Source organism: Paraburkholderia sp. CNPSo 3274 (genome assembly GCF_024206475.1).
Lineage (GTDB): Bacteria > Pseudomonadota > Gammaproteobacteria > Burkholderiales > Burkholderiaceae > Paraburkholderia.
Map to the genome: position 1 here is coordinate 1 of NZ_JAMBPR010000026.1, position 22,635 is coordinate 22,635.

Consider the following 22,635-nt stretch of genomic DNA (forward strand, 5'->3'; position numbering starts at 1 on the left):
CCGCCCGATGCCCCCGCAACCTTCGAAGCCCTTGAAGCCCCCGACGCGGCTTGCCCCGCCGCTTGTCCGTTCGCGCCCGCCTCGCGCCGGGCTTCGTCCTGCAGGGTGCGCCGCATGCCCTCCACGCCGAACCAGCGCGCGAGATACTCGCGCAGCGTGGCCACGCGCGTGGGCTTGATGAGGCAATCGTCCATGCCCGCTTCGCTGCATCGACTCATGTTCTCGGGCGCCGTATTGGCCGTGATGCCGAGTATCGGCAAGCGCCGCACGCCGCGCGCCTTCTGCTCGATTTCGCGTACGCGCCGCGCGAGATCGTAGCCCGACACGTTCGGCATATGGTCGGTTATCAGGCAGCCGTATTCGCATTCGGCCAACGCTTCGAGCGCCTTCGCACCGTCGTCGACGACGTCGCACGCGAACCCGATCAACGCTAGTTGATGGCGGATTAGCTCCTGATTCACCGGATGGTCCTCCGCCACGAGGATGAGGCGGCCGGCAGCGCGTTCCCGCTCGCGATCGGGCGCCGGGGGTGTCGTCTCGACATCGGTGACGGCACGCGGCGGGCTGGCAGCCTTGACCGGCAGCCCCGCCAGCGCCAACGCACAAACTGCGCTCAAGCCACGCCAGGACAACGGGTTGACGCTCACGCGCACGCCGCTCTCGGCAACGCGATAACCGCTTGGCTTCGGGTTCTCCGTCAGGCAAAGCACAGGCGCGCCGAGTTTGCCCAACCGCTCGACCTGCGCTTCCGACACGAATACCAGGTCGGCCTTGTCCGCGCTCGCGGCGCGGGCGAGGTCCGCTGGCGCGACGCGGCGCATTTTCATGCCGAGCGCCACGCCAAAATGCATCAATGCGGCGGCGACGCTCGCGTCCTCGCACGCCACGAGCGCGCGCTTGCCGCGCAGCCCGGCGGCCGTGCCGCTACGCACCTCCACGGGCAATTCGATCTGCAGCGTAAGGCAGGTGCCGCGATCCACTTCGCTCTTCAGTTCGAGCGTGCCGCCCATCAGCGCCGCGAGCTTGCGGCAGATCGTGAGGCCGAGCCCCGTGCCGCGGAAGCGTCGGGTGGTCGAGGTCTCGGCCTGCACGAACGGCTCGAAGAGCTGCGCCTGCGCTTCGGGCGCAATGCCGATTCCCGTGTCGGCCACCGAGATCGACAGCCGCTGGCAGACACGCGCGCCGCCGCGGCCGCCGACATCGCGTGCGCGAACGTGCACGCTCACCTCGCCCACCAGCGTGAACTTGATCGCATTGCCGAGCAGATTGAAGAGGATCTGCCGTAGCCGCACGCTGTCGCCGCGCAAGAGCGCCGCGACGTCCTGCTCCACATCCACGCGCACCTTCAGCCCCTTCTCGTGCGCACGCGCGGCCAGCAGCCCGACGGCCTTGTCGACGAGTTCGCGCACGTCGAACGGCTGCGTGTCAATCACGAGATGGCCGGCCTGGATCTTCGAGTAGTCGAGCAGATCGTCGAGTATCTGCAGCAGCGCCCCCGCAGATTCGTGCACCATGTCGACCATTTGCGCCTGGTCGGGGTTGAGCGGCGTGCGCTCGAGCACCTCGACGAGACCCAGCACGCCGTTCATCGGCGTGCGGATCTCGTGGCTCATCATGGCGAGAAAATCGTCCTTTGCGCGAGAGGCCGCCTCTGCGGTATCGCGTGCGTGCTCGAGTTCGTCTGCGCGCGCGTGCTCGACGTTCGCATCCAGCGCATAGCCACTCCAGACGATCGCGCCATCTTCGGCGCGGCGCGGCGCGAACTCCGCGCGCACCCACACGAATCCGGCCGCGCCCTGAAAGCGGAACTCGGCGTGCACGGGAATGAACCGGCGCGCGGAGCGTTCGAGCTGCAAGGCAAGGCGCGCGCGATCATGTCGCCCCACCCGCGAGAGATCGACCGAATGAGCGCGGCGAAGATCCTCGACGGTGTCGCCGAGGAGCCGCTGCGTGTCGCCGCCAATGTACGGAAACCAGTAGCGGCCATCGGGCGCGCGGCGCAACTGGAACACGATCGCGGGCAGCGAACCCGTCACCTCCGAGAGAAGCCGCTCCGATTCGCGTTCGCGCAACTCGGCGCGGCGAATGTCGGTGACATCGATCATCGTGCCGAGCACGCAGAACGGCGCGCCCTGCGGGCAGCGGCACAGGTGCGTCCAGAAAATGCCATGACGAGCCTCCCCGAGCGCGTTCTCGAAGATCAGTTCGACACGCTGGCTCTCCCCCTCGACGATCGTGAGCCGGTAGAGATCGTCCATGCGGCGGCTGTTTTCGGGCCCCCATGCCATCACGGCCGAACCCGTGCGCCCGAGAACCCGGGCGCGCGCCAGGCCCGTCGATTCTTCGTAGGCGCGATTGATCGCGAGGTAGCGGTCTTCGAGATCCCGTGCGCAGAGCGGATACGGGATCATCTCCATCATCGTGTCCTGCAGTTCCACCTGGCGCGCGAGCACCTGCTCCGCGCGCCGCCGCCTGTGCATTTCGCGCTGGAGCAGCACGTAGGCGCGCAGCGTGACGAGCAGCAGCACGCCGAACACGATCAGGAGCGGCAGGAGCCGCAGCGCGTTCATGCTCCAGCCACCGGACCGGGTGGAGACGGCAGCGATCCAGCGATTGCGGATCTGCTGCTGTTCGACGGGCGACATCGCAAATGCCGTCGAATCGTCGACACCTACCGCACCCAGCACCTTCAATGTGTCGAGATAGGTGCCGCTGAGCGGCTCGTCGAGCGCGGCCGCGTTGCCCACCAGCACATCAGCCTCGTGGCGACCGACCATTGCGAGCCCCGCGTCGAGGCTTGCGGCGCGCACGACCTGGGTACCCGGCAGTTCCTGCATTTCCGGCGCGTGCGGTGCCAGCACAATGCGGCGGCGCGCAAAGTCGGCAAGCGAGCGCGCCATCGGCTCGTCGCGGCGGCCAACCATGACGAGCCGATAGTGCTCGAACGCTTCCGTGTGCGCCACGCCGGAGCCGAACACGCCATCGCTTACCGAGGTCGCGGCGCTCGCCGCCGCCGCGGAAAACGCGAGCACCCATGCCGCGGCGAGCGCGCCGAGATACGCGAACACGCACGCGAGTCGGCACGCAAGTCCGCGCGCCCGCCGCGATGCAGCCGGGCGCGCGCGAGGACAGAAGATGCGGTGAATCGACTTCATCGGCGCGCGGCAGACTGGCTTTCAAACGCCGTTGCGAGATAGCGTGGAGACAATGCGCGAGCGGCGGCTCACGAGGCGGTACGCCATGCCAGCCGCGGCGCCCCCTAACAACGGCGCCGCCCAGAAGAGCCAGAGCTGAGCCAGTTCCAGGAGGCACACGGCAGCGAGGGCGTAGTCGGTCGGCGAATGATCGTCATAGCCGCTGCTGCCGAGGTCGGACACCGCGACGGAAAAACCCGGGCGCCCGCCGGCCGCGCGTACGAGCGAGGCCGCGCCGAGAATGGCCCCGATGGTTTGCGCCGCGAGGTAGGGCCCGGTATCGCGCACCGGAAAGCGCCCGGAAACCGTGTAGCCAATCGTGACGGCCGGGTTGAAGTGGGCGCTCGCCGCGCGAGCGGCGGCGTAGTTCGCCACCGGGAGCGCGAGCCCGAATGCCGCGGCCATTTCGACAACGTTGAAGCCCTGGGCAGACGGGCTCGCGTTGAGCCTCGTGGCTGCGCAACCCGCGAACACGAGCCACGCGGTGCCTGCACCCTCGACCGCTAAACGCCTACCGAGCTTCATTGTTTGATCTCCGTGTCCGGACTACATCTCGGCCCTGATCCGACCAGGCCCTCCTTCGATCGCACTCCCGGAACGGCAACATCTGACGGGCCATGCGTCGAACTAGGGATTATGGAGAGACGATCCCCGCAATCAGATAGGAGAACTCTTAAAACGCTGGGCGCATTGCGGAAGACGAGGCGAGAGAAATTCCTGCGAACGCGGGAAAAAATTGGGGACGTGCACCACCTGGGGATGAATCAGGCCAGCCCTATCTGCCTGGCGAAGTCGCTCAGATCGCGCTCCGTGACGAGCCCCAGCTTGCGCATCGTGCTGCGCTTTTGTGCACTGATTGTTTTGCCGCTGCGCTGAAACCGCTGTGCAATCTGACACACCGACATACCCTGCGCGTAAAGCTGGAAAAGCTCCCATTCGCGCGCGCTCGGCACACCCAGGCAGGGGGCGCACGCGGCGCCGGCGCGCGCGAGCGTTTCGCGTGCGTGGTCCGAGAGAAACGGCGTTCGCGCGCGCGCGGCGTCAACGGCGAGCAGGAGATCGTGCGCGACGTCGCGCTTGTCGACGATGACGTTCAGGCCGTGATGCATCAGGCCTGTCAGAACGCGCGGCATCGACACCATACTCAGGACGACGACCGCAGGCGTGCCTCGTGTTTGCGCGAGGCGCCGCAGCAGGGTGAGGGAGCCATACTCGCCGTCTAACCCCGGCATGCAGAGATCGGAAATGACGACGTCGCAGTCAGTCGTATCGAGCTGCGTGGCAAGCGCAAGCGTGTTGCCGGCTTCGCCGACGACGAGACCCCGCCCCGTTGCGTGCAGCAGGCTGGCCACGCCGAGCCGGACGCACGCGTGGTCGTCGGCAACGATCACGCGCAGCGGCTTGCCCGTGCGAAGCGCGTTTTCTCGAACGACCCGGATAGCGTCCATGGGAGACCTTGCCTGCGAAGAACCGCTCAGGTTTGCTCGCCCTGCGTCACGCCGCATTCGACCGCTAAGCGATAGAGCTCGATATCGTTGCTGAGCGCGAGCTTCTTCATCGCCGCGCACTTTTGCGCGCTGATCGTCTTGACGCTGCGCCCAAGCAGACCTGCGATTTCCGTCACGCCGAGTCCCGTTGCATAGTGCATGATCACCTCGAATTCACGCCGCGTGAGAATGCGGTGCACCTCTTCGCGCCGCTCGCCGCGCGCCGCTTCCGTGAGCAGGTCGCGCACGACCGGCCCGACGTATTGTTCGCGCGCCATCGCCGACGTGATCGCAACAGGGATCAGGTCGATGCGGTCACGCTTGCTGAGCACCGCATCCACCTCCATCTCGATGATCTTGCGCAGCACCGAGGCCTCGCTTTCCATGGTGAGCACGACCACCGCCTTTTGCGGGAACCCGGCGCGAAAGGCGCGGATGGCCTCGGGTCCGTCCAGTTCGCCGGGCAACGCCATGTAGAGGTCCATCAGAACGAGATCGAACGCATGCTGCGCCGCGACTTCGAACAGCTCGTGCACACTGCGCCCACGCGCGACGACCTGCATGTTGGGATAGTTGGCGAGCATGCTGTCCAGCGCATACACCACGAGCGGATGATCGTCGGCGATGATCACGCGCACAGGTGCCGCGAGGTCGGCCGTATCCGTCATGCTGCGCGCTGCGAGGGAGGCGCGCGGTTCGTCGTGGTCACGCATGGCGCGCTGGGAAGCGGTAGCCGCAGCGGCATGATCCGACAGCGATGAGGCAAGCACGTTCATAAAAGTCCGTACGCCCTGACAAAGGCGAAGAGTCCCGCGTCGTTGCTCACGCCGAGCTTCTCCATGGCGTGACGCTTCTGGCTGCTCACCGTGCGCACGTCGCGGCCGAGGGCGCGCGCAATTTCCGTGATCGAACTGCCGCTCGCGAAGTTTCGGATCACCTCGGATTCGCGCGGCGTCAAACTCGGCACACACATGTCGGATGGGCAGGCGGCGGCCTCGCGTTCGCGCTCGGTGGCGGGGCTGAATTGGGCGAGATCCTGTGCGGCGCCGCGCACGATGGCTGCGAGTTCGTCCATCGGCTCGGTTTTTCGCAACATGGCGACCACGCCCGTGTGCGCCACCGCGCGCAGGAGGACGGGGTTCGCAACGCTGGTCAGCACGACCACGGGGATATGTGGCCAGTCGCGGCGCAAATGCCGCACGAGGCGCAGACCGTCCTCGGCTTCGCCGGAATCAGGCGGCATGTTGAGGTCAGTGACCACCACGTCGCACGGGACGGTTTCGAGCGTCTGCAATAACTCGCGCGCACCGCACGCTTCCCCCACGACCTCGATATCGTCTCCCGATAGGAGCGCCGAGCGAATGCCAAGCAGAACGAATGGATGATCGTCGGCGAGGACGACACGTAACTTCACATTGAATCTCCTTCGAGGTGAATTTGCGTGGGTGCGATGCGCAGCGTGAGCGCATCGGCAACCAACACCATCCGCAAGTTCGTTCATCTGACCATTGAAAGGCCGCCGTCGAAATCGGAGATTTCCGAAACGTTAGATATTGCTTATATCGCGCTCGCGCACGAGTTATGCATGATCACGGTGACTTTGCAGAATCGTTCCGCACCTCGATCCCAATTTCTTGAGACAAATCCCATACATGGCCTTGTCAAGCGGCGGCACGCGCGCGAGCGCGTTGTCGACTCTCGCCAGTGCGCCCGGCGTCGCTGCGCTCGCGCGGCGCCGCGAATGCGGGCCATGCCAGCGCGGCGCAAAGCGCGGCCGCCGCCCAGACCGCAGGCCACCCAAACCACGACAACAGCAGCGGGATCGCCGAAGGCGCGACGAAGAACGCAACGAATGCGCCGGTGTTGCCCATGGCGAGCGCGGTTCCCACACGACCGTTGCCCGCGAGCGTCGCGAGTTCGGTGAAGGCAACGCCATGCCAGGCGGAAGCGGCGATACCGCCAAGCACGATCACCGCGGCAAGCAGCGTGACGAACGCTGCGCTTGCGCGATGCGCTGGCGACGCAAAAGCCGTCAACGCGGCAAGCACAACGAACAGCGCGACGGTGAGCGCCGCGCAGCCGCGCAACCAGATGCGCCGGTCGCCGTGCCGATCTGTCCAACGCCCGCCATACACCCGCATGAACGCCGCGCCGCCCTGCACCGCCGCAAGCGTCGCGCTGACTGCCGCCGTACCCGCATGGCCGACGTCATGCAGGAAAATGCTGGCGAACGAGAGCACCGCCACTTGGGGAATGCACAGCACGCCTATGCCCGTCACCATGCGCCACACGGTGACGCTGCGCAGCGGTGAGACTGCGCGTTGTGCCTGCGCGCCCGCTTCGTGAGAAACGAGCGGCGCATGCGCGGCGTCTTGTTCGTGCGCGGGCTCGTGCAACCAGACGATCGTGAGCACGGTGGAGACCATACACATCACAGCGAGCGCGCCGTACACGGCCGCGAATCCCGCATGCTCGGCGAGCGCGGGCAGCACGAGCGCGCCAAGCCCGCCGCCGGCTGGCACGGCGGTTTGCCGGATGCTCATCGCAAGGCCGCGCTCGTGGGTGGCGAACCACGCCATCACCGCGCGCCCGCTCGAGCCGTTCACGCTTCCGCCAAGCAGGCCGAGCGCGAGCAGGCCAATCGCGAGCGTCGTCGCGCTGGGCGCGTGCACGCCCGACGGTGCGCCCCAGAGCGCCATCGCGACGAGTGCGAGCGCTGTCGTGGAAAGCCCCGTGAGCAGCACGCGCCGGTCGCCCCAGCGATCCGTCAGGAGTCCCCAGGGAAGCTCGCTCAGCACGATGCCAAGTCCCAGCATGCCGAGCACGACACCCAGTTCGCCCGTGCCGATGCGGTAATCCGAGCGGATCAATACCCCGGTTGCGGGAATGCCGCCGAGCGCTGCAGCAAAACTGGCGTTGGCCGCCACGCCCACCGCGAGCACTTTCCAGCGGTGTGCCGCCCCGCGCGTTGTACTGCGTCCCATGATGACCTCCAGAAAACGGTTGACTGAGGGCATCGTAGAGGCGCAACATCCATCGGAAAAGCGGGAAATTCCAATCTCACGATTCGGAATTTCCGAATCATGAGATTGCATGAAACGCACCGGATCAAGCTGAACCATGAACGCACGCGGTTTCGATCTCGCGCAGTTGCGCACGTTTATCGCCGTCACAGAAGCGGGCAGTGTTTCCGCGGGTGCGGAGCGGGTGTTCCTCTCGCAGTCATCGGTGAGCGAGCAGCTCAAGAAGCTCGAGGAGCGCGTAGGCCAGCCGCTTTTCGTGCGCAGCAAGCAGGGCATGGCCGCCACGCCCGCGGGCGCGAAACTGCTCGACCACGCGCGCCGCATCGTCGCGCTTTGCGACGCCGCCTTCGACGACATGCTCGGCCGCACGCTCGACGGCGAAGTGCGCATTGCGATCACGGACTATTACCGGCCGCACGACGTCGCCGAGATCATCCGGCGCTTCGCGAACCAGCATCCGCGCCTGCGTCTGCATGTGACCGTGCTGCCGAGCGCCGTGATCGACAGCAGCGCCGACGAGAACGCCTACGACATCGGCTTGTCGCTGCGGCTGATGGAGGAAGGCCGCGGCACGCACAAGAGCACGTCGATACGGCGCGAAAAACTGGTGTGGGTGGGCGCAGCGCAAACGCTGCGCGAGCGGCCCGCGCTCACGCCGCCCTGGCCGCTCGTGCTGCTGCCGGCGACCTGCCAGTTGCAGCGCCGCGTAGTGAGGCTGCTCGACGAAGCGCGCATGCCTTACCTGATTTCGCATTCGGCTTCGGGTGTGGCCGGGCTGCAGCTCGCGCTCAAGGCGGGGTTGGGGATCTCGTGTCTGAACGAGTCGGCGATCGGCGAAGGACTGATGCCCTGCCCGGCTTCATTCGGCTTGCCCGCACTGCCTGCTGCCGAATTTCATTTGCTGCCGGGCCGGCCTGGCGAATCCGCGCACGTGACGAACGCGCGCGCGGCGCTCGCGGAACTGCTCGGTTGAGGCGCTTTAGCCTGCGGCCTGAACCAGCTCTGCAAAGCGCAGCAGATCGACGTTGCCCCCGGAGATGAGCACGCCCACGCGCTTGCCGCGCACGTCCACCTTGCCGTGCAGCACCGCCGCCGCCGCGAGGCAGCCGGTGGGTTCGACCACGAGCTTCATGCGGCTCGCGAAGAACTTCATCGTATCGACGAGTTCCGCGTCGCTCACCGTGACGATCTCGCTCACGCGCTCGCGAATCACCGCGAAGGTCAGGTTGCCGAGATGCTGGGTTTGCGCGCCGTCGGCAAGGGTCTTCGGCGTGTCGATGTGGACGATCTCACCCGTGCGCAGGCTGCGCTGACCGTCGTTGCCGGCCTCGGGCTCGACGCCGATCACTGTGCACGCGGGCGAGAGCGCATGCGCGGCGGTCGCACAGCCCGAGAGCAGCCCGCCGCCGCCAAGCGGCGTGAGCAGCAGGTCGAGCTCGCCCGTTTCCTCGAACAACTCCTTTGCGGCGGTGCCCTGCCCGGCCATCACGTGCGCGTGGTCGTACGGCGGGATGAGCGTGAGGCCGCGCTCGGCCGCGAGCCGTTTGCCGAGCGCCTCGCGGTCTTCGGTATAGCGATCGTAAAAGACGACCTCACCGCCATAGCCGCGCGTGGCCTCCACCTTCACGGCGGGCGCGTCGTGCGGCATGACGATCACGGCCTTCACGCCGAGCAGACGCGCCGACAGCGCGATCGCCTGCGCGTGGTTGCCCGACGAAAACGTGATCACGCCGCCCGCCTTCTGCTGCGGCGTGAACTGCGCGATCGCGTTATAGGCGCCGCGGAACTTGAACGCGCCCATGCGCTGCAAGTTCTCGCATTTGAAGAAAAGCTGCGCGCCCGTGCGTTCGTTCGCGGTGCGCGAAGTCAGAACCGGCGTGCGGTGCGCGACGCCACGCAGGCGTTCGTGGGCGGCGACGACGTCTTCGAAGGTAATAGGCAGAGTGCTCATGGTCGTTCTTCGGCTGGCAGGTAGGTGTAGACGGTCGAGCGCGCAACGCCGAGCGTGGTGGCCACGTCGGCGAGCGCATGACGCAAGTTCAGCATTCCGTTTGCCGCGAGTTCGCGCACGGCCTCACGGCGCTGCGCGAGCGTCATGCCGATGGGCGTGGTGTTGCGCGTGGCGGCGAAGCGTTCCAGCGCCTCGCGCACGCAGCCCACGGCGCGCGGCGCGAGCGTTTCGGCGACAGGCGCAGCCGCGCTGGTCTGGATCAGCTGGCCGAGGCCCGCCGTCACCGCGCCGATCAGCGACACATCCATGTTCAGGCAGAGCGCCACGACGTACTCGCCCGCGCTGTTTTTGAGGCCGATAGATGTGCTTTTGGCCGGACGCCCGTCGGGAAAGCGGTTCGGATAGTTGGCCACGACTTCGGGAAAGCCGGAGTCGATGATGCGCGCGAGACCCATTTCGGTGGCGGCGTCGCCGACGTGTCGTCCTGACAAATTGTTCGCGATCGCCACGACGGAGTGCTCGGGCCGCGTGAGGTCGTGCAGCACCACCTCGACGAGCGGGGCGAGTGTCTGGCCGAGCGCCGCGACGATCTTCTCGCCTTCGCGCAGGAGCAGCGCGTTTTCGTCAGTGGAATGGCCGGAACGGGGTTTGCGGGTGGGCATCATGATATTGGACATTTTGACAGTTAATGACTGAATGTCAATCACTGGAATTGATCGCTCGGAGTTGCCGTGCATGGCCACCGATGCGCGAAAAAAAACCCCGCCCGAAGGCGAGGTCAATCAGACACGAAGAAAACCTGCATACTGCATTGCCACTCAGACCGTGAAGCGCTCACTAACGAACTGCGTGGACGGCACGCGCGCGCGCGCCGCCACCGCCTGCGCGGCGCTCACCATCGCGGGTGGACCGCAAACGTAGAGATCGGGCGCCGCGCGCCCCTCTCCGAGCGCGCCGGCGAGCGCATCGACGGGGGTGCGGTGCGAGCCTTGCCAGCCATCACCCGCTTCGAGCACGCAAAGCTCGACGTGCAGTTGCGGCAGCGCCGCCCGAAGCGCGTCCAGTTCGTCGAGCAGGAAAAGCTCGCTCTCGCGATTCACGCCGTAGAAGAGCCGTGCGTCGTTCATTTCCCCGAATTCGGCCATGCGGCGCAGCATTGAGAGCACGGGAGCGAGACCCGTGCCGCCCGCCACGAACCAGCGCGGACGCAGACTGTCGGCGATCAAACCGAAGCCGCCTTGCGGGCCGTGAACGGTGAGCACGTCGCCCGGCTGCGCCCGCTCGCGCAGATACGCCGAAAACGCGCCTTGCGGCCGCAGCCGGATCAGGAATTCGAGGCGCCCATCCCAGTTGCTCGTGTTGGAAAGCGAGAACGGGCGCTTCAGGCCGCCCTCCGGCAACTCCAGCTCCGCGAACTGGCCCGCTTCGAACTCGGCGGCGCTGCCGCTGGTGTCGTCGGCATCGAGAAGCAGTTCGAGACGGCGCGTGTCGTCGGCGATCGTTTCCAGCGCGGCGATGCGCGCCGTGCGCACGGCAACCGGCTGTCGCAGCACCTTCGTATGGTCGTACGGCGCGGCGACGCGCAAGTCGGCCGAAGGTCTCGTGCGGCACAGCAGAACCGCCTGCGGGTCGCCGGACGGCAACGCGTCCGCGCTGTGATCGCCGAGCGTGTACGCACCTTCGGTTACGGTGGCGTGGCACGCGCCGCAGCTGCCGCGCCGGCACTGCGAGGGCAGCGTGATATCCGCCGCCGCCGCCGCGCTCAGCACGTCCTGCCCCGGCTCGCAGGCGAAGCCGAACGCCTGGCCGTCGCGCGTGGTGAGCTCGATTTGATAACTCATGACGTTTTCACCCGCGCTCAAGCGGCCTTGCGTGCGAGCGCCGCGGCGAGGTCCGCTTGCGCCTCGCCGATCGGCGAGATGCCGAACTGCTTGACGAGAATGTCGAGGACGTTCGGCGTGAGGAACGCGGGCAACGTCGGTCCGAGATGGATGTTGCGCAGGCCGAGCGCGAGCAGCGTGAGCAGCACCGCGGCGGCCTTCTGCTCGAACCACGACACCACGAGCGTGAGCGGCAGATCGTTCACACCGCAGTCGAAGGCCTTCGAGAGCGCGATGGCGATCTGGATCGCCGAGTAGCTGTCGTTGCACTGGCCCAGATCGAGCAGGCGCGGAATACCGCCGATGTCGCCGAACTCGTGACGGTTGAAGCGGTACTTGTTGCAGCCGAGCGTCATTACGACGGTGTCGTCGGGCGCACCCTGCGCGAACTCGGTGTAGTAGTTGCGGCCGGGCGCGGCGCCGTCGCAGCCGCCGATCAGGAAAAAGTGGCGGATCTGGCCGGCCTTCACCGCGTCGATCACCTTGTCGGCCACGCCGAGCACGGTGTTGCGCGCAAAGCCGATGGTGATGGTTTGCTCCGGCGCCGTTTCGCGGAAGCCCGGTAGCGCGAGCGCGGCCTGCATGACCGGCGCGAACGCGTGATGCTCGAGATGGCGCACGCCGGCCCAGCCTACCGGCCCCGTCGTGAAGATGCGCTGACGGTACTGCGGCAGCGGCTCGATCAGGCAGTTCGATGTCATCAGGATCGGGCCGGGGAAATTAGCGAAGTCCGATTGCTGGTCCTGCCATGCGCCGCCGTAGTTGCCTGCCAGATGCGGATAAGCCTTGAGCTTCGGGTAAGCATGCGCGGGCAGCATCTCGCCGTGCGTGAAGATCTGCACGCCGGTGCCCTGGGTTGCTTCGAGCAGCGCCTCCAGATCGCCAAGGTCGTGGCCCGAAACCAGGATTGCTTTGCCCGCAGCCGGCGTCACGCGCACTGCAGTGGGTTCGGGCATGCCGAAGCGGCCCGTGTTCGCCGCATCGAGCAGTTCCATCACCTTGAGGTTCAGGTTGCCGAGCGCGAGCGCATGTTCAAGAAGATCGCCGGCCTGCGTGGGTTCGCTCGCGAGAAACACAAGCGCCGCCTCCACGCCCGCGTAGACTTCTTCGCTCTCGTAACCGAGCACGCGCGCGTGATGGGCGTACGCACACACACCTTTGAGACCGTAGAGCACGAGGGCGCGCAAGCCCACGACATCCTCGCCCACCTTCGGGAGCCCGGCCTTGATGCCGACGAGCGCGGCCTGCGCCTGCAGTTCGGCGAGATCGTTGCCCGGTTGCCAGAGCGCTGCGCCGCCCGGCTGCGGAGCGGCGACGCCTTGCGCGAGCGCGAGCGCCTCACAGGTCGACTTCACGCGATCGCGATGTTGCGCGGCCTCGCGCAGCATCGCCACGAAACGGCCGGCGTTGAAGTTGACATTGGTGAGCGTTGTGAACAGCGCGTAGAGCATGAAGCGGTCGGCTTCGCGATCGGCGCTGCCGAGGCCGCGCGCGAGCGCGCCATACTGTGCGATGCCCTTGGCCGCGTAGATCAGCAGGTCCTGCAGATCCGCAGTGGTGGCGTCCTTGCCGCAGTTGCCCTTGGCCGAGGCGCACCCCGGTGTAGCCTGGGTGCGGTCGGTCTGTTCACATTGATAGCAAAACACGGCTTTCTCCTTTCCTTGTGGGGTGACGGCGCGAGCAGTCTAGTAAGATGCAAAAGCAATGCATCTTTTAAATGGTGACGCGCCGGCGGGAGTCTTGCCGTGACAAAAATCAGAAAACGTGTCGCTTGAGGCGGAGAAGCGACTGTGTGTGCGAAAACGTCGCAGCGAATCGGCGTTCGACTCGCTCAGTTCGCCCGGTCCGCACGCGCAAATGAAAAGCCCCGGCTCGACCTTGCGATCGAGCCGGGGCTTCAGGTCCTGCAGATGCGTTCGGACGCTTTAAAAAGGAATATCGTCGTCCATCTCGTCGAAGCCGCCGCCAGCCGGCGCGTTCGAACGGCCGCCAGCTGCGCCGCCGCCAGCACCGCCGCCGCTCGAACGCGGCGCGCCGCCGCCGCTGTTGCCACCTGCGGTACGGCCGCCGCCGCGCGGTGCGGACTGCTCACGGCTGCTATAGCCGCCGTCGTCGCCCATGTCGCTGCCCATCGAGGCGCCGCCGCTGCGGCCACCCAGCATTTGCATCTGGTCGGCGACGATTTCCGTCGAGTAACGGTCGGTGCCGTCCTGCGCTTGCCACTTGCGCGTGCGGATGCGGCCTTCGATATACACCGACGAGCCCTTCTTCAGGTACTCCGAGACGATCTCGGCCAGGCGCCCGAAGAACGACACGCGGTGCCATTCGGTCATTTCCTTGAACTCGCCGGACGCCTTGTCCTTGTAGCGGTCGGTCGTGGCGAGGCGAATGTTCGCCACGGCGTCGCCGCTCGGCAGATAGCGCACTTCCGGTTCGGCGCCGAGGTTGCCGACGAGGATCACCTTGTTCACGGATGCCATGAATTTCTCCTGTTTGATTCCGTTGCGAGGAGCGGCCGCGCGGTGCGTGCCGGCGAGCGCCTGATGTGTCTCATGCGCCTTCGCCGGTCGCGGACCGCCTCCGCGAATTGCGTTGCTGTGAACCGCTGGTTCTAACTCAGGCCCGCCTGGGTCAAGCCCGCTTGGCTTCTGCCCGCTTGGGCGGCGCCTTCATATTGGCCGCGATTATAAGCCAGCACAAGACGAGCCCCGAGCACGTGTAAAACACGGCGCTCGCGCCTTCGTGCTTGAGCATCCATCCGCCCACCACGCCGCCGAGCGCGAGCCCGATCGACTGCGTGGTGTTGTACACGCCCGTGGCCGCGCCCTTGCGGTTGCCCGGCGCGAGCTTCGACACGAGCGAAGGCTGCGAAGCTTCCAGGATGTTGAAGCCCAGGAAGTACACGAACAGCACGGCCGACACGATGACAAGTGTATGCGCGAGCGAGCCAAGCAAAAGCTGGCCGATCAGAATAAGACCGATCGCAGAAACGAGCACGGCCTTCATCTTGCCCCGCTTCTCCGCGACGATGATAGCGGGCACCATCATGACGAACGCGAGGCCCATGACGGGCAGATAGATCATCCAGTGCGACGCGACCGGCAGGCCCGCGTCCACGAGCAGGCGCGGCACGACGAGAAAGAGCGCCGTTTGCGTGGCGTGCAGCACGAGCACGCCGAAGTTCAGGCGCAGCAGCTCCACGTTGTGCAGCACCTCGGCAAACGGAGCGCGCACGTGCACGGGCTTGCTGGGCGCGTCGGGTACGACCCAGATCACCACGCCCACCGCGAGAATCGAGAACACGCCAACCAGCGCGAACAGGCCGCTCATGCCAACCCAGTGGAATACGATGGGCGCGCCGACGATGGCCACGGCGAACGACATGCCGATCGAGCCGCCCACCATCGCCATGGCCTTGGTACGGTGCTCCTCGGCGGTCAGGTCGGCGATGAACGCCAGCACGGCCGACGATACCGCGCCCATGCCCTGGATGACCCGCCCGACGATGATCCACGTCATGTCGTGCGCGCCCGCCGCGACAAAGCTGCCGATCGCGAAGATGACGAGACCGGTCGCGATGACGGGCTTTCTGCCCACCCTATCGGAAACCCAGCCGTAGAAAATATAGAGAAGCGACTGCGTGACGCCGTACGCGCCGAGCGCGATGCCGACCAGCAGAAGGTTGTCGCCGCCGGGAATGGTTTTCGCGTAAACCGAAAACACGGGCATGATCATGAAGAGACCGAGCATGCGCAGCGCGAAGATCGCCGCAAGCGAGATGGTCGCGCGCAACTCGGGCGCGCTCATGCGTGAGGATGTAGCGGGTGAATTGGAGGACATCGGAGCGTTATGTGTTTGGACTGCAAGTGCCCGCACGTTTGTTGACCGGGACGCTCCCTGACGCGCCTCTTTCGAGGCCCTTGCACTTGCCGCTCCGGGCCCTTTCAAAGACCGTCAGCAAGCCGTAACGGCGGTCTGGAAAAGTCGTTATAGTAGCAGGTTTGGTTTCCCTCTCTCCCGCAGGTTCATGGAACAGATCCGTATCCGTGGGGCCCGAACCCACAACCTGAAGAACGTCAATCTGGACCTGCCGCGCCACAAGCTCGTGGTGATCACCGGGCTTTCGGGCTCGGGCAAGTCCTCGCTGGCGTTCGACACGCTTTACGCGGAAGGCCAGCGCCGATACGTGGAAAGCCTCTCGGCCTATGCGCGCCAGTTCCTGCAGCTCATGGAGAAGCCCGACGTCGACCTGATCGAGGGTCTGTCGCCAGCTATTTCCATCGAGCAGAAGGCCACGTCGCACAACCCGCGCTCCACGGTCGGCACCGTCACCGAGATCCACGACTACCTGCGGCTGCTTTACGCACGCATCGGCACGCCCTACTGTCCGGACCACGAGATTCCGCTGGAGTCGCAAAGCGTCTCGCAGATGGTGGACGCCGCGCTCGCCCTGCCCGAAGAAACGAAGCTGATGATCCTCGCGCCCGTGATCGTGGACCGCAAGGGTGAGCACGCCGAGCTTTTCGATGACATGCAGGCGCAGGGTTTCGTGCGCTTTCGGGTGCGCTCGGGCGGCGGCACGGCCAACGAAGGGGAAGCGAAGATCTACGAGGTGGAGTCGCTGCCCAAGCTCAAGAAGAGCGAGCGCCACACCATCGACGTGGTGGTGGACCGGCTGAAGGTGCGCCCCGACATGAAGCAGCGCCTCGCGGAATCGTTCGAAACCGCGCTGCGCCTGGCCGACGGGCGCGCCATCGCGCTCGAAATGGACACGAACAGGGAGCACCTCTTCAGCTCGAAGTTCGCCTGCCCGATCTGCTCGTATTCGCTGCCGGAGCTGGAGCCGCGCCTCTTCTCGTTCAACAATCCGATGGGCGCGTGCCCCGAGTGCGACGGTTTGGGCCAGATCACGTTCTTCGATCCGAAGCGCGTGGTGGCGCACCCGTCGCTTTCGCTCGCGGCGGGCGCGGTCAAAGGCTGGGACCGGCGCAACCAGTTCTACTTCCAGATGCTGCAGAGCCTCGCGGCGTTCTACGACTTCGACATCGACACCGCCTTCGAAGACCTGCCGGAGAAAGTGCGCAAGATCCTGCTCTACGGCTCGGGCAAGCAGGAGATTCCGTTCTCATACATCAACGAGCGCGGCCGTACGTCGGTGCGCGAGCACGTATTCGAAGGGATCATCCCGAACCTGGAGCGCCGCTATCGCGAGACCGACTCGGCCGCCGTGCGCGAGGAGCTTTCGAAGTACCAGAACAACCAGGCCTGCCCGCACTGCGAAGGCACGCGCCTGCGCCGCGAAGCGCGCTTCGTGCGCATCGGCGCGGGCGAAGAGGCGCGCGCCATTTACGAAGTGAGCGGCTGGCCGCTGCGCGACACGCTCGGCTACTTCCAGACGCTGCACCTCGAAGGTGCGAAGCGGGAGATCGCCGACAAGGTGGTCAAGGAAATCGTCGCGCGCCTCATGTTCCTCAACAACGTCGGGCTCGACTATCTCTCGCTCGACCGCAGCGCCGAGACGCTTTCCGGCGGCGAGGCGCAGCGCATCCGCCTCGCCTCGCAGATCGGCTCGGGCTTGACGGGCGTGATGTACGTGCTCGACGAGCCGTCCATCGGCCTGCACCAGCGTGACAACGACCGCCTCATTTCCACGCTCAAGCATCTGCGCGACCTCGGCAATTCGGTGATCGTCGTCGAGCACGACGAGGACATGATCCGTATGGCCGACTACGTGGTCGACATGGGTCCGGGCGCGGGCGAGCACGGCGGCATGGTGATTTCGCAAGGCACGCCGGCGGAAGTCGAGCACGATCCGGCCTCGATGACAGGCCAGTACCTCTCGGGCGCGCGCCGCATCGACTATCCCGACGAGCGCATCGATCCCGGCGAGCGCCGCCTGCGCATCGTCGAGGCCTCCGGCAACAACCTCAAGCACGTCACGCTCGACCTGCCCGTCGGTCTTTTGACCTGTGTGACGGGCGTCTCGGGCTCGGGCAAGTCCACGCTCATCAACGACACGCTTTATCACGCCGTGTCGCAGCATCTGTACGGATCGTCGGCGGAACCAGCGCCGTTCGAGGCGATCGAGGGTTTGGATCACTTCGACAAGGTCATCAACGTCGACCAGTCGCCGATCGGGCGCACGCCGCGCTCGAACCCGGCCACCTACACGGGCCTCTTCACGCCCATCCGCGAACTGTTCGCGGGCGTGCCGGCCGCCAAGGAACGCGGCTACGAATCGGGCCGCTTCTCGTTCAACGTGAAGGGCGGGCGCTGCGAGAGCTGCCAGGGCGACGGCGTGCTCAAGGTGGAAATGCACTTCCTGCCCGACGTGTACGTGCCCTGCGACGTCTGCCACGGCAAGCGCTACAACCGCGAGACGCTGGAGATTCAATACAAGGGCCGGAACATCAGCGAAGTGCTCGACATGACGGTGGAAGCCGCCTACGAGTTCTTCAAGGCGGTGCCGGTGGTGGCGCGCAAGCTCAAGACGCTGCTGGATGTCGGCCTGGGCTATATTCGCCTCGGCCAGTCGGCCACCACGCTCTCGGGCGGCGAGGCGCAGCGCGTGAAGCTTTCGCTCGAGCTTTCCAAGCGGGACACGGGCCGCACGCTGTATATACTCGACGAGCCGACCACGGGTCTGCACTTCCACGACATCGCGCTTTTGCTGGAAGTGATTCACCGGCTACGCGATCAGGGCAACACGGTGGTCATCATCGAGCATAATCTCGATGTAATCAAAACCGCCGACTGGGTCGTGGACATGGGACCGGAAGGCGGCGCGGGCGGCGGGCAGATCGTGGCCCAGGGGACGCCCGAACAGGTGTCGAAGTCGAAGGCAAGCTTCACGGGCCGCTATCTCGCGCCGCTGCTCAAGCGCCAGATTGCCGCGCTGGACACGGCCTCGGGAAAATGACCCGCCAGGCGGGCACCGGGCCGGAAACTTAGCAGTAGAAATAGCTGCAGCAACAACGGGTCGGGGCGCTTGCGCCCCCGTAGTTTGGAGACGGAATACACCCAATATGGTCAAGCGCAACGAAGCGACCGAAGATAAACAAGTGCGCGACCTGCGGCCACGGCCGGTCAGGCTCACGAGCGACATGAGCCTGCCGAAGCTTTCGGCAGTGGAAATCGGCAGCTATGTGGCCGCGCTCGCCGGCATGCTGGCGGTACTGCACCTGAACCTGCTCGGCGCGGTCCTCGCGGGCATGCTCGTCTTCCAGCTCGTTCATACCATTTCGCCGCTCATCGAGCGGCGCATGTCGAGCAGCCGCGCACGCTGGCTCTCCGTGGTGCTGGTTTCCATCGTGATCGTGGGCGTGCTCACGGGGCTCACCGTGGGCGTGATCGAGCAGTTCGAAAACGACGTTCCAAGCGTGCAGAAGGTCATGGCGCAGATGATGACGTTCGTCGACCAGGCGCGCGGGCGCATTCCCGAGTCCATCGCCGCCTATTTGCCCGTGGACGTCGCCCAGATGAAGCTCAAGGCGCTCGCCCTCATGCACGAGCACGCGACCCAGCTCGGCCAGGGCGGTAAGAACGCCGCGCGCATCTTCGGGCATATCGTGATCGGCATGATCATCGGCGCGATCATCGCCATTGGCGCGCAGAAGAACGCCGCGCGGCTGCCGCTTTCCACGGCATTCGTCGCGCGCGTGTCGCGTTTCGCCGACGCGTTCCGCCGCATCGTGTTCGCGCAGGTGAAGATTTCGGCCATCAACACGGTGTTCACCGGCCTCTTCCTGCTGCTCGCGCTGCCGGTGTTTCACGCGCCGCTGCCGCTCGCGAAGATGCTGGTCGTGGTGACCTTCGTGGTGGGCCTCCTGCCTGTGATCGGCAATTTGATCTCGAACACGCTGATCGTCGCCATCGCGCTCACCGTGAGCCTGCCCGCGGCGGTCACGGCGCTCGCGTTCCTCATCCTGATCCACAAGCTCGAATACTTCCTGAACGCGCGCATCGTGGGCGGCCAGATCGAGGCACGCACGTGGGAGCTGCTCGTCGCGATGCTCGTGATGGAAGCCGCGTTCGGCATTCAAGGCGTGATCGCCGCGCCTATTTTCTACGCGTATATCAAGCGCGAACTGATCTATCTGCGCCTCGTCTGAGCCGTTCTCCCCGAGCCCGCGCGCGGCCTTCAGCGCCCGCGCGGCTCGCCGGGCACGTCGGCCATGCCGTCGTGCCCCATGGCGTAGATCGCCACCTGCACGCGGCTCGTGAGATTGAGCTTGCGCAGAATGTTGCGCACGTGAATCTTCACCGTGCTCTCCGCCAGGTCGAGCGTGCGCGCAATCTCCTTGTTGCTCGCGCCGCGCGCCAGTTCGCGCACGATGTCGCGCTCGCGCGCCGTGAGCGTCTCCGCGCTCGCGCGCGCGCCGCCCGCTGCGCCAGTTGTGCCGGTCGCGCCGGTCGAATGCGCAGGCTTGCGCATCTGCTCCACGAGCTTCGCCGTCATGTGCTCGGTAATGACCGGCTGGCCGCTCGCGGCCTTGCGGATCGCCGCCACTAGCGCGTCGGCGTCGATGCTCTTGAGCAGGAAGCCACGCGCGCCCGCGCGCATCGCGGCGGTGAGTTCGTCGGCTTCCTCGGAGACGGTGAGCATCACGACCGCCGTGTCCGGCAGGTCTTCCACCAGCAGTTGCAGCGTTTCGAGCCCCGACAGGCCCGGCATGTTCAGGTCGAGCAGGATGACGTCGGGCAAGTGCTGCTTCGCGCGCTTGACACCTTCCACGCCGTCCGACGCCTCGCCGACCACTTCCAGGTCAGGCTGGCGCTGCAGGAGCGCGCTCACGCCCGAGCGAAAGAGCGTGTGGTCGTCGATGAGCAGGATACGTATGGTCATGGGGATCGTTGTCTTGTCGCGATGGCTTCTGATTCTGATCGTAACGCCATCGGCCAGGTTCATTGGCCACATTTACGCGGCCTTGCGGCTCGCGGCGGGCAGCACCAGTTCGACGCGCGCGCCGCGACCCGGCGCGCTCTGCAGCGTGAGCACGGCGGCAAGACGCCTCGCTCGCTCATGCATGATGTGAAAACCCACGTGCGATTCACCGCGCGAGGCGATATCGGCGGGATCGTAGCCCACGCCGTCGTCTTCGATCGTGAGGCGGAAGTCGCGGGCATTCACGACGCTCACTTGTACGTGCAGCGCCTGGGCATGCTTGCGCGCATTCGAGAGCGCCTCCTGCAGCACGAAAAGTACCTGCAACTGCTGGTCGGGCGGCAGCGGCGGCCCGTCTTCGTCGCGATAGTCGAGCGTCAGCTCGGCATCCGACTGGCGGCGAAAGCGCGCCACGGTGTCCTCCACGGCGAGCCGCAGCTTGCCTGGGCCGAGCTTCGTGCGGAAGTTCAGCAGCAGTTCGCGCACGTCGTCGTAGCTTTCCTCCACGCCGCCCGCGAGAAGCGGCACGATCTCGCGAATCTCGTCGAGGTCGCCCTGCTCCGCCGCCCCATCGAGCAGGTGCACTTGCATCTTCAGGAAGCTCAGGCCTTGCGCGATGCTGTCGTGCAACCCCTGAGCGACGAGATTGCGCTCCTCGGACACGGCGAGCTGGCGCCCGAGCGCCACGAGCCGCCGGTTCATGAGCGCGACGCCGAGGTGGCGGCCGAGCGTCTGAAGCAGCTGGACGCCCGAAGGCGGAATTTCCCGCTCGCGCCGGAAGTGCAGCGAGAACGTGCCGAGCGTCTCGTTCTGCGCGACGATGGCCGACACCGCGACGCTCACGAAGCCCGCCTTCAGGCAGCGCTGCGTGAAAGCGCCGCTTTGGCCGCTTTCGCCGCCGGCCGCGCGCGCACCTGGCTGCGCCATCAGGCCGAATACGACCGGCGCCTCGGCCGTTGCGCCGCCGCACGCACAGTCCGCCGCCGGCATGCACTGCTCCGCGCGCGTGATCGATTCGGGCATGCCTTCTGAGACGAGCAGATGCAGATTGCCGTCGTCAGGCGAAACGACCCGCACCGTGCCGCCGTCGGCGTCGAATTCGCGCATCACGCGCGTGAGGAAATCGTGGCACACGCTTTCCGCCGGACCCGGCGTGTTGAGGAACGCCGCCATCTCGTAGAGCGTGGCGAGTTCGCGGTTTTGCGCCGCCAGTTGCGCCGTCTTGGCGTCCACGCGCTCGGCAAGGTCCTGGTACAGCGCCTGCAACTCCGCGACCATGCGGTTGAACCCTTGCGTGAGATGACCGAATTCGTCGTACGTTTCGACCGGCAACCGCGTGTCGAACTCCCGCGCCTCGATGCGCGCGAGCCCGTCCTGCAAGCGCTGCACCGGCGCCACGAACCACTGGTAGAGGAGATAGACGATCGCCATCGTTCCTACGCACGAAAGCGCAGCGAGCGCGACCTGCGAAATACGCAGCCACGCGGTCTTGCGCGCGTTCTCGCGCTCGATCAGGCTGACAAGGCGGTTCGCGTCGTCGACGAAGCCGGGCAGCAGGCCGATGTACGTCGAGGGCTCGCCCCCGCTGGCAGCGAGGTCGCGCAGCGCAGCCGGCGTGAGCGTCTGCTTCCAGGCGGTCGCGACGCGTTCGAACTGCGCGTGGATGCCCGCATCGGCGGGAAGAAAGAGCGGCCGCGCCGGATCGCCGTCGCGCAATTCGCGCAGCGTCTCGTCGAGCTGGTGCATCTGGGCGTCGACTTGCGAAGGCCTGCCGGTGCGGGCTTCCCACAGTGCGATCGCCACCGCGTTCGCGCGCATGCGCAGGCTGCCCGCGTCGTTGATCGCGGCGCCGCCGCCCTCGAGCTGCCAGGAGAGCCAGAGCGTGCCGCTGATCATCGCGAGCACGAGCGCGAGCGCAACCGTGGAAAGCACAACGATGCGCGTGGAGAGCCGCTTCGGGAACGGCGCTGCCTGCGCGCCAGAACATCCGGTAGATGCGGTTGCGGAATCGGAAGACGAAGTCATGGCCGGGACCGGGAATCGGCTGCGCCGAAACGGCGGCGCCTTTACCCTCCATTATCTGACGGAGCGCAGCCGATCGCGCGCTATGTCACGGTCTGCACGGCCAACTGCGACACTATGCGCCAGATCACCTGCCTCGCGGGCGAGAACCGGCGAACCATGCCGCGCCGCCCCATGGCCTGTGCGCATCGTGA

At 66.2% G+C, this 22,635-nt stretch carries 17 protein-coding genes; 3 read left to right on the forward strand and 14 right to left on the reverse strand.

Annotation, left to right across the window (positions count from 1 at the left end; genetic code table 11):
* The 6 genes from M3I54_RS19035 to M3I54_RS19060 all read right to left on the reverse strand — a co-directional run.
* Positions 1-3,155: ATP-binding protein (locus M3I54_RS19035; protein WP_254338590.1), on the reverse strand; the 3,155-nt coding region annotated here is incomplete at its 3' end.
* Between the two features lie 21 nt (positions 3,156-3,176).
* On the reverse strand, positions 3,177-3,719 hold the full coding sequence (locus M3I54_RS19040) for an aquaporin (protein ID WP_254338592.1): 543 nt from the start codon (positions 3,717-3,719) through the stop codon (positions 3,177-3,179).
* 239 nt (positions 3,720-3,958) lie between these two features.
* Positions 3,959-4,642 (reverse strand): response regulator transcription factor, encoded by a 684-nt coding sequence (locus M3I54_RS19045; RefSeq protein ID WP_254338594.1) that lies wholly within the window; start codon positions 4,640-4,642, stop codon positions 3,959-3,961.
* A 26-nt stretch (positions 4,643-4,668) separates the two neighbouring features.
* A complete protein-coding gene (locus tag M3I54_RS19050; protein WP_309249623.1) occupies positions 4,669-5,394 on the reverse strand; it encodes a response regulator transcription factor in 726 nt (241 codons plus the stop codon).
* Between the two features lie 59 nt (positions 5,395-5,453).
* Positions 5,454-6,095 carry a response regulator transcription factor gene (locus tag M3I54_RS19055; RefSeq protein ID WP_254338596.1) on the reverse strand — a complete coding sequence of 214 codons (642 nt, stop codon included), beginning with the start codon at positions 6,093-6,095 and terminating at the stop codon, positions 5,454-5,456.
* A gap of 247 nt (positions 6,096-6,342) precedes the next feature.
* Positions 6,343-7,665 carry an MFS transporter gene (locus M3I54_RS19060; protein ID WP_254338598.1) on the reverse strand — a complete coding sequence of 441 codons (1,323 nt, stop codon included), beginning with the start codon at positions 7,663-7,665 and terminating at the stop codon, positions 6,343-6,345.
* Between the two features lie 136 nt (positions 7,666-7,801).
* Between M3I54_RS19060 and M3I54_RS19065 the strand changes: the two genes are divergently transcribed.
* The gene (locus tag M3I54_RS19065; RefSeq protein ID WP_254338600.1) at positions 7,802-8,677 is read left to right on the forward strand and encodes a LysR family transcriptional regulator; all 876 of its coding nucleotides are present in this window, start codon (positions 7,802-7,804) and stop codon (positions 8,675-8,677) included.
* Positions 8,678-8,683: 6 nt separating this feature from the next.
* On the opposite strand, the gene M3I54_RS19070 is transcribed toward M3I54_RS19065, so the two are convergent.
* The 6 genes from M3I54_RS19070 to M3I54_RS19095 form a co-directional block, all read right to left on the reverse strand.
* Complete coding sequence (locus M3I54_RS19070) at positions 8,684-9,655, reverse strand: threo-3-hydroxy-L-aspartate ammonia-lyase (protein ID WP_254338602.1); 972 nt, start codon at positions 9,653-9,655, stop codon at positions 8,684-8,686.
* On the reverse strand, positions 9,652-10,320 hold the full coding sequence (locus M3I54_RS19075; RefSeq protein WP_254338604.1) for a transcriptional regulator: 669 nt from the start codon (positions 10,318-10,320) through the stop codon (positions 9,652-9,654). Before M3I54_RS19075 ends, M3I54_RS19070 begins: the two co-directional genes overlap by 4 nt.
* 153 nt (positions 10,321-10,473) lie before the next feature.
* Entirely contained in the window at positions 10,474-11,496 is a 1,023-nt protein-coding gene (locus tag M3I54_RS19080; RefSeq protein ID WP_254338606.1) for a 2Fe-2S iron-sulfur cluster binding domain-containing protein, read from the reverse strand.
* Between the two features lie 17 nt (positions 11,497-11,513).
* Positions 11,514-13,181, reverse strand: coding sequence for a hydroxylamine reductase (gene hcp, locus M3I54_RS19085; protein WP_254338608.1), 1,668 nt, complete (start codon positions 13,179-13,181; stop codon positions 11,514-11,516).
* Between the two features lie 279 nt (positions 13,182-13,460).
* The gene (locus M3I54_RS19090) at positions 13,461-14,015 is read right to left on the reverse strand and encodes a single-stranded DNA-binding protein (protein ID WP_254338611.1); all 555 of its coding nucleotides are present in this window, start codon (positions 14,013-14,015) and stop codon (positions 13,461-13,463) included.
* Positions 14,016-14,166: 151 nt separating this feature from the next.
* A complete protein-coding gene (locus M3I54_RS19095; protein WP_254338613.1) occupies positions 14,167-15,342 on the reverse strand; it encodes an MFS transporter in 1,176 nt (391 codons plus the stop codon).
* 220 nt (positions 15,343-15,562) lie between these two features.
* On the opposite strand from M3I54_RS19095, the gene uvrA reads away from it, so the two are divergent.
* Together uvrA and M3I54_RS19105 are read left to right on the forward strand one after the other, a co-directional pair.
* A complete protein-coding gene (uvrA, locus tag M3I54_RS19100) occupies positions 15,563-18,454 on the forward strand; it encodes an excinuclease ABC subunit UvrA (RefSeq protein WP_254338615.1) in 2,892 nt (963 codons plus the stop codon).
* A gap of 106 nt (positions 18,455-18,560) precedes the next feature.
* Positions 18,561-19,646, forward strand: a complete 1,086-nt coding sequence (locus M3I54_RS19105; protein ID WP_254338617.1) for an AI-2E family transporter — start codon at positions 18,561-18,563, stop codon at positions 19,644-19,646.
* Positions 19,647-19,675: 29 nt separating this feature from the next.
* Here the strand turns inward: M3I54_RS19105 and M3I54_RS19110 are convergent, their stop codons facing one another.
* Both M3I54_RS19110 and M3I54_RS19115 read right to left on the reverse strand, forming a co-directional pair.
* The gene (locus M3I54_RS19110) at positions 19,676-20,380 is read right to left on the reverse strand and encodes a response regulator transcription factor (RefSeq protein ID WP_254338619.1); all 705 of its coding nucleotides are present in this window, start codon (positions 20,378-20,380) and stop codon (positions 19,676-19,678) included.
* Positions 20,381-20,452: 72 nt separating this feature from the next.
* On the reverse strand, positions 20,453-22,444 hold the full coding sequence (locus M3I54_RS19115; RefSeq protein ID WP_254338621.1) for a type IV pili methyl-accepting chemotaxis transducer N-terminal domain-containing protein: 1,992 nt from the start codon (positions 22,442-22,444) through the stop codon (positions 20,453-20,455).
* Positions 22,445-22,635 lie beyond the last annotated feature (191 nt).

What these genes read in the sequence shown, in the direction of transcription:
- M3I54_RS19070 (WP_254338602.1), bottom strand. Translation starts at nt 9,655, where the DNA reads ATGAGCACTCTGCCTATTACCTTCGAAGACGTCGTCGCCGCCCACGAA.
- M3I54_RS19110 (WP_254338619.1), bottom strand. Translation starts at nt 20,380, where the DNA reads ATGACCATACGTATCCTGCTCATCGACGACCACACGCTCTTTCGCTCG.
- M3I54_RS19060 (WP_254338598.1), bottom strand. Translation starts at nt 7,665, where the DNA reads ATGGGACGCAGTACAACGCGCGGGGCGGCACACCGCTGGAAAGTGCTC.
- M3I54_RS19050 (WP_309249623.1), bottom strand. Translation starts at nt 5,394, where the DNA reads ATGCGTGACCACGACGAACCGCGCGCCTCCCTCGCAGCGCGCAGCATG.
- uvrA (WP_254338615.1), top strand. Translation starts at nt 15,563, where the DNA reads ATGGAACAGATCCGTATCCGTGGGGCCCGAACCCACAACCTGAAGAAC.
- M3I54_RS19065 (WP_254338600.1), top strand. Translation starts at nt 7,802, where the DNA reads ATGAACGCACGCGGTTTCGATCTCGCGCAGTTGCGCACGTTTATCGCC.
- M3I54_RS19095 (WP_254338613.1), bottom strand. Translation starts at nt 15,342, where the DNA reads ATGAGCGCGCCCGAGTTGCGCGCGACCATCTCGCTTGCGGCGATCTTC.
- M3I54_RS19105 (WP_254338617.1), top strand. Translation starts at nt 18,561, where the DNA reads ATGGTCAAGCGCAACGAAGCGACCGAAGATAAACAAGTGCGCGACCTG.
- M3I54_RS19045 (WP_254338594.1), bottom strand. Translation starts at nt 4,642, where the DNA reads ATGGACGCTATCCGGGTCGTTCGAGAAAACGCGCTTCGCACGGGCAAG.
- M3I54_RS19040 (WP_254338592.1), bottom strand. Translation starts at nt 3,719, where the DNA reads ATGAAGCTCGGTAGGCGTTTAGCGGTCGAGGGTGCAGGCACCGCGTGG.
- M3I54_RS19075 (WP_254338604.1), bottom strand. Translation starts at nt 10,320, where the DNA reads ATGATGCCCACCCGCAAACCCCGTTCCGGCCATTCCACTGACGAAAAC.
- M3I54_RS19080 (WP_254338606.1), bottom strand. Translation starts at nt 11,496, where the DNA reads ATGAGTTATCAAATCGAGCTCACCACGCGCGACGGCCAGGCGTTCGGC.
- M3I54_RS19090 (WP_254338611.1), bottom strand. Translation starts at nt 14,015, where the DNA reads ATGGCATCCGTGAACAAGGTGATCCTCGTCGGCAACCTCGGCGCCGAA.
- M3I54_RS19115 (WP_254338621.1), bottom strand. Translation starts at nt 22,444, where the DNA reads ATGACTTCGTCTTCCGATTCCGCAACCGCATCTACCGGATGTTCTGGC.